This window comes from Winogradskyella sp. 4-2091 (assembly GCF_045765065.1).
GTDB lineage: Bacteria > Bacteroidota > Bacteroidia > Flavobacteriales > Flavobacteriaceae > Winogradskyella.
Genome location: NZ_JBJKOD010000003.1, coordinates 363405 through 370443, shown reverse-complemented (window position 1 = coordinate 370443; position 7039 = coordinate 363405). Strand labels below are relative to the sequence as shown.

At 30.8% G+C, this 7039-nt stretch carries 4 protein-coding genes and 1 pseudogene; all 5 read right to left on the bottom strand.

Translation table 11 applies throughout. From position 1 onward, the window contains the following. Positions 1-656 (bottom strand): annotated as a pseudogene (locus ACJBCC_RS06145) (hypothetical protein); the annotation flags it as partial. Positions 657-749: 93 nt separating this feature from the next. Then, entirely contained in the window at positions 750-3062 is a 2313-nt protein-coding gene (locus ACJBCC_RS06140; RefSeq protein ID WP_407556675.1) for a T9SS type A sorting domain-containing protein, read from the bottom strand. A gap of 94 nt (positions 3063-3156) precedes the next feature. Continuing rightward, positions 3157-5193, bottom strand: a complete 2037-nt coding sequence (locus tag ACJBCC_RS06135) for a T9SS type A sorting domain-containing protein (RefSeq protein ID WP_407556674.1) — start codon at positions 5191-5193, stop codon at positions 3157-3159. Between the two features lie 135 nt (positions 5194-5328). Then, positions 5329-5745 (bottom strand): hypothetical protein, encoded by a 417-nt coding sequence (locus tag ACJBCC_RS06130; protein WP_407556673.1) that lies wholly within the window; start codon positions 5743-5745, stop codon positions 5329-5331. 104 nt (positions 5746-5849) lie between these two features. Continuing rightward, positions 5850-7013 (bottom strand): hypothetical protein, encoded by a 1164-nt coding sequence (locus ACJBCC_RS06125; protein WP_407556672.1) that lies wholly within the window; start codon positions 7011-7013, stop codon positions 5850-5852. Between the last annotated feature and the right edge of the window lie 26 nt (positions 7014-7039).

Genomic DNA, 7039 nt, shown 5'->3' with positions numbered 1-7039 from the left:
TGTAAATTTGATAAATTATTTGCAGAGCAATCTAAATAAATTAAATCGGTATTAAAAAAAAGAAACATACTTGATATATTGTTATTAGAACAATTCAAATATTCTAGTTTTGAATTTCCTGACACATTTAGATTGACTAAATAATTATAGGAACAATCCAGATGGGTTAATTTATTACTATTTGTCATGTTGATATTATTCAGCGCACTAAATGAACAGTCAACATACTCTAAAACAGTGTTATTACTCAAATTTAAGTTAGTGAGTAATACATTATTTCTACAGTCTAAATATTTTATAGCTGTATTTGGACTAAAATCTAAACTAGTGAACAAATTATTGGAACAAATAAGTTTTTCTAAAACTAAATTATTGTAAAGATTTAAATTTGTTATTTGATTGACAGAACAGTTCAATTCTGTTATTCTTAAAAAGGCATCTATACCAGATAGATCACTAATGGATTTACCACTAACATCTATAGCACCTCTGTAGGCCCTAGCTTCAGTATAACTTATTTCTTGATCTTGGTTCGTATTTATTGAGTAATTATTAACTAAAGCATTTTTAAAATTTTGATCTGGTATATTCACATTCTGAGCTGCACAAAAAAATGATAACATTAGAAATTGAAGTAATAGTAAATTGTTTTTCATATTATATTTAGTTTTTTATTTAAAACAAAAATGCCTCGATATCGAGGCATTTTATATGTTTTCTTTCTGAAATAGAGTTCTTTTTTTCTAAAACTATTTCTTTAAGAATTTTAGAGTTGATGCATTTCCGTCTTCACTTATTATTTTAATAAAGTACATCCCATTATTAAACTCTGGTACATCAATTGAAGATGTGTTTTGCACCATAGCTAAGCGTTTACCAGTTATAGAATAGATTTCTAATGTTTTAATCGTTTTATTTGATTCTATTTGTAATACATCCGTTACTGGGTTTGGATAAATTTTAAACGTATTTAGATCAAAATCATCGGTGGATAGCGCAGCACAATCATCACTGTAACTTGTACCAGCATCTTTTCTCCACGTATTATCTGTTGGTGGTGTAAAACCAGCATCTATTTGTATACAACTTAAATTAGAATTACCTAATGCATTCATAACAGATATATTTACATTATTGGTATTAGCTACATTTAATGTAGTTAATTGATTGTTTGCTGCATTTAAATAGTCTAGTCCTATAAGACTAGAAACATCTAATGTTGTAATTTGGTTATCATCAAGCTCTAAGTCTATAAGTAATGGGTTATTAGAAATAACCAAAGTAGTTAATTGATTTTCGGACACATTAAGTATTTCTAAATTAACATTAGCTTGCAAATCAATACTAGTCAATTGGTTATTTTCTAAGGTTAAAAATTCTAACGCCGAGTTTTGATTTATATCAATACTAGATAACGAATTACCGAAAAGCCTTAATTGTGTTAACGCTAAATTATTAGATACATCAATATTTGATAATTGATTATTACCAATACTTAAAAAAGTTAAAGCCGTATTGCTAGAAACATCAATACTAGTTAAGGATAGATTATCCAATAATAAATAAGGAATATTAACAAATGCTTCAATTCCTGTTAAATCTGTAATAGTCACACTACCATTATACCAATTTGCAAGTACTCTACCTGTATATGCACTAGCTTCACTGCATTGTATTTCTCCATCATTATTAGTATCAATAACTCCAACATTTGTTCCTGTAATGCCGATACCATGGTCTAATAGAGCTGCCTTAAAATCTGCATCTGGGATGTTAACAGTACAAGGTGGTATTATTTGACTTAAATCAAACACCTTAACTTGTCCTGTATTTAGGCCATTATCATCAGTATTTATTGCACCAATTGCTATTTTTGAAGCATCATTTGATAATGATAGGTTACTTCCAAAACGATCATTTGCATCAATTCCGTCAATATCCATACCTATTTGCACCCAACTATTAGATTGATTTTGAAATAAACGCACATGACCTGCATCATTTGCACCACCATCATTATTAGTAGCTCCAATAGCTACAATATTACCGTCTGAAGAGATATCAATTACAAAACCAGAAGTATCATTTTGTGCCTCACCATCAATATCACTACCTATTTGACTCCATACATTATTAATGTTTTTAAAAATACGTACATGCCCAGAATCTGTTTCGTTACCATCATTAAATCCTGCACCTATAGCAACTGAAGAGCCATCTGCAGAAATAGCAACATATCCGCTACGGTCACCTGCTGCTTCACCTTCAATATTACCACCTACTTGTGTCCATACATTATTAATATTCTCAAACACACGAACATAACCAGCATCTGTAGCAATGTTATCATTATCGGTAGCTCCAATAGCAATTGTATTCCCATCAGCTGATAACCCTACAGTTCTACCAAATAAATCTCCTGCAAATTCTCCATCTATGCTATTACCAATTTGTACCCAATTACCACTTGTACTTTCAAAAATACGCACACGTCCTCTGTTACCATTATTCCCTACCGCATCTACTGCAAGTATAGTTCCATCAGCAGATAAAGAAACTGATTGACCTGAAAAATCATTTGCCATTTCACCATCTATATCACTACCTATTTGTGTCCAAACATTGTTTATTTTTTCAAAAACACGAACATGACCTGCATTATTGCCACCTCCATCGTTAAGTCCTCCACCTATTGCCACAATAGTTCCATCCGACGATATAGCGACAGAACCACCAAAACCATCTTGTGCATTTTCACCTTGAATATCGCTACCTATTTGAGTCCAAACATTATTAATATTTTCAAAGACACGTGCATGACCAGCATTTAAACCACTGCCATCATTTGATCGTGCTCCTACTATAATAACACTTCCATCTGCAGACATAGCTACAGGACTAGCTGTATCATTAGATCCAACACCATTTATAGCACTACCAATTTGCGTTATTTGCGATATGCATACCGTACTTGTTAATAATGTAAAGAGCAAAAGTAATTTTGTTTTACTCACGAGGCATTTATTGATTAATTGTTCGTGAAGAGGTGTAGTTTTTTTCATAATAAATTTGGTTTTAATTTTAAATGCAAAAATGCCTCAGTGTAGAGGCATTTTATTTGCTTTTTTTCTGAAAGTAGCTTGTTTTTTTCTGAAATTATTCTTTTAAAAACTTTAAACTCGCTATGCTTTCGTCTTCACTATATATTTTGATAAAATACATACCATTATGTAAAGCAGAAACATCAATTCTATTTGTATTCTGCATTACAGTTAATCGCTTACCTGTTACAGAATAAATCTCTAACGCTTTAATAGTTTTGTTTGATTCTATAATTAATATATCATAAGCTGGATTTGGGTAGAGCTTAAAATCTATTACATTATAATCACCAATAGAAAGTGCAGCACAATCATCACTGTAACTGGCAGAAGCGTCTTTGTACCAAATACTAGACGATGGCGTAAAATTAGCATCGATTTGTATACATGTTAAATTTGTATTATTACTTAAATCGGCTGAAACTATTATACTATTATTAGCATTTGCCAAATTTAAGCTGGTAAGATTAGTATTATCGTTTATATAAACTTCTTCTAATAAACTATTTGCAGACAAATCCAATGCTGTTAAAGCGCTATTGTATACTTCTATTAAAGAAAGATTGGTATTATTACTAAGGTCTATGGTTGTAAAATTTGTCGAGACTCTAATGGTAAGCCCCATTAAATTTGCATTTTGACTTAGGTCTAAACTTTGTAGATTATTACCACCTAAAGCAAGAGACGTTAAAACAGAGTTTTGACTGACATCTAAAGTGGATATATTACTATTTTCACTTACTCCTAGATGGCCTAAATTAATGTTTTGAGTAACATCTATGTCAGACAAATTATTATCGCCTACAGCTAACGTTATTAAAGCCGCATTTTGACTTACATCTATTGTTGCTAGGTTATTATTAAACACAATAAGACTTTCAAGACTGGTATTTTGAGTAACGTTTATAGCGGCTATTTGATTCCCTCTTACATTCAATTCTTCTAAAGCAGATAATGCAGATACATCTATACTTGTTATTTGATTATTTCTTAAATTAACTTCTGTTAAAGAAAGATTATTAGTAAATGTAACTGAGGCTAATTGTCCATCACCTATTAGAACGCTCTCTAATGTTGTTAAATCAGAAAGGTCCATTGTCGTTTCATTTCCAGAAAGCATTTGAATATCTCTCAACATTACATTGGACGACAGGTCAATTGTGGTCAGTTGCGAACTATTAAAATTGAGTTCTTCTAGCGCTACTAAATCTGAGATGTCTAATGAGGTAAAAGGTTCATTCCAAACAACAAGGCTTTCAATTTTTGTATTAGAAGATAAGTCGATAGTATTTACACTACTAGCACTTGCTGAAGAAAACCCTAAGCTTGTTATCTCTGTAAATGCTTCTAAACCGGTATAATCTGAAATATCCCCAAACAAACCTGTTAGATTAATGAGACCAGTATATGCAGACGCTTCTGCACATTCTATTTCATTATTATTATTCGTATCTATACCATTGACAGCTAATAGCTCTTCTTTAAGATTAGCATCTGGAATATTTACTGTGCAAACAGTAGGTAATGAAAATACAATATCATCGATACCTATAGAATTGGTTGTATTATTTTGTGTATCTGTAATTAATATATTCTCTACATTAGACCAGTTAGGATTAAAGCCAGATGCATTTACACCTACACTAACTGTTATTGCAGAACCTTGTACATTTGCTCCCGAGGGAGTAAACGTATAACTGTTGGCTGAACCACCACCTACGTCAAATACATTTAGCCCCTGAATATCCACAGGTGATGAAAATGACAAAATCGCTACTGCATCTGGATCTTGATGCGATACAGAGTTACCTGTAGTGCCTTGTTGAAAATCACCAAGAATAACAGGCGAAGGTAAATTAGCACCACTTGAGGTATTTACAGCTGTAAATGTGCAAGTAATACCAGACACCGTTTCAGAAGCAGATGCTACCGAAACACCACCTGATGAAGCGGTTGTTGCTGTATCCCAAGTAAAAGTTTGTGATTTAACAGATAAGCAAATAAACATTAATAAAATACTTAAAAGTAATTTTGTTTTACCCATAAAACATGTATTAATTATATGTTCGTAAAAAAATGTAATTTTCTTCATAATAAATTTGGTTTTTATTTTAAACACAAAAATGCCTCATCACTGAGGCATTTTATTTACTTTTTTTCTGAAAGTCGCTTGTTTATTTCTGAAAATGCTGTATCGTAAATTTTGAGACTCTATTTTAAACTCTTTCTAATATGTAATTACTGTAGTACAGATGTCATTAACTAAACCTGGTGTAGGAAAATCTACTTCTATATCAATTGTTAGTTCATTATCTACTTTAGTTCCTGTACCTGTAAAAACACGATTAGCAACATCTGTATAGTTAATAGAAATTTCATTAGCACTAATTACATCTATCTCTACAACATTACTTATTCCATAACCTAGCAAATTTCTAGTAGACAAGGTTGTTTCATCTATTTTTATAATATCCACATTAAACAAAAACGCATTATTATTATTTGTGCCTTCACAGGCACTTGTTTCAACTAAATCACTTCCTACAAAATTTTCAGCCCAATCTTTATCTTCAGAGTCTTTATCACAAGAGTTAATTAACAAAACGGAAAGGCTTAATAAGGTTAAGTAAACTACTTTTTTCATACTAAATTTGGTTTTAAATTAAAACACAAAAATGCCCCATCATTGAGGCATTTTATTTACTATTTTTCTGAAAGTGATTCGTTTTTTTCTGAAATAAGGTAATCTTAGAAATCTAATAGTAATCGACTTACTTTTTTATTAAAATTATTCTCATTTAAACCAATTAATTGGTTTGTAGCTTTTAAAAAATTTCTTAATCGATCCTCTCGACCTGCATTAATAAGCTCAAGAATTCCTTTACTTCCTTTTTGTAGTGTTACTTCATTTGCAATAATTGCTGCTAATACAGAACGTACAGAAACTTCTGAAGCTATATGATTAAATAGTTTAGTATCTTCTTTAAACAATTGTAATAAACTCATATTTGAATGTTGCTTTAGATGTTTTTTTAGAGCTAACACTAATCGTTTTTGTGTAATCATCTCTCCAAACGCATCTGTATAATATGCGTTTCCCCATAAATACGCCAAACCTTCTTCGGCTATCCAATTTCTGTCCTCGCTTTTATTTACTTTACCTGAATAGTAATGTAACATATCATGTGAAAAATCTTCGTTATGCATTAGGGAAAAAATAGTAGTATCTACTACTCCATAACCATCACGATACAAACCATTATCATTTACCGAATAATTAACACCTCTTAATTGAAGTATCTCTTGATAATTGTTACACATATACATTGTAAGTGTTTCTGGTTTTAAACCAAACTTATTAGCAATATGAGTGTTTTTTTCATTGAACAGATTAGCACGGTTAACATTCAAATCATTACGATAATGATACGTGATATTTCCAATTTTTTTAATCTTCCAATTCTCTGTTTCTATTTTTAAGGGTATTGAAAATTTAAAACCTTCTTTAGCTTCTTTAGCTATTAATGTTATACTGTATAATAATGTTGGTGATTTTTGAGGTCTAGATAAAAAACCATTAATTACTATTTTAGAACTTTCGCTAGCAATAGAATACACATTACTGAGTTGATGCGATACTATTTTTGTACTATCGCCTTTAAACTGCTTATGATATCCCTTAATTACATTTAGTGTTTTAGTTGTTAATACAATTTGATCTTGCATTAAAAACTGGTCTAAACCCTTATCTTCATTTAGATTTGAAAACAAATTATCTAACGACGTTGTTAACGTATTCACCAAAACAGAGTCCTTAGGGAATCTTAAATACGTAGGTTTCTCAATAATAATCTGCGCAGAGCATATAGATGATACTAGAAAAACGATTAATAATGTGTGTAATTTACTCATATTCAAAAAAATTAAAATACAAAAGC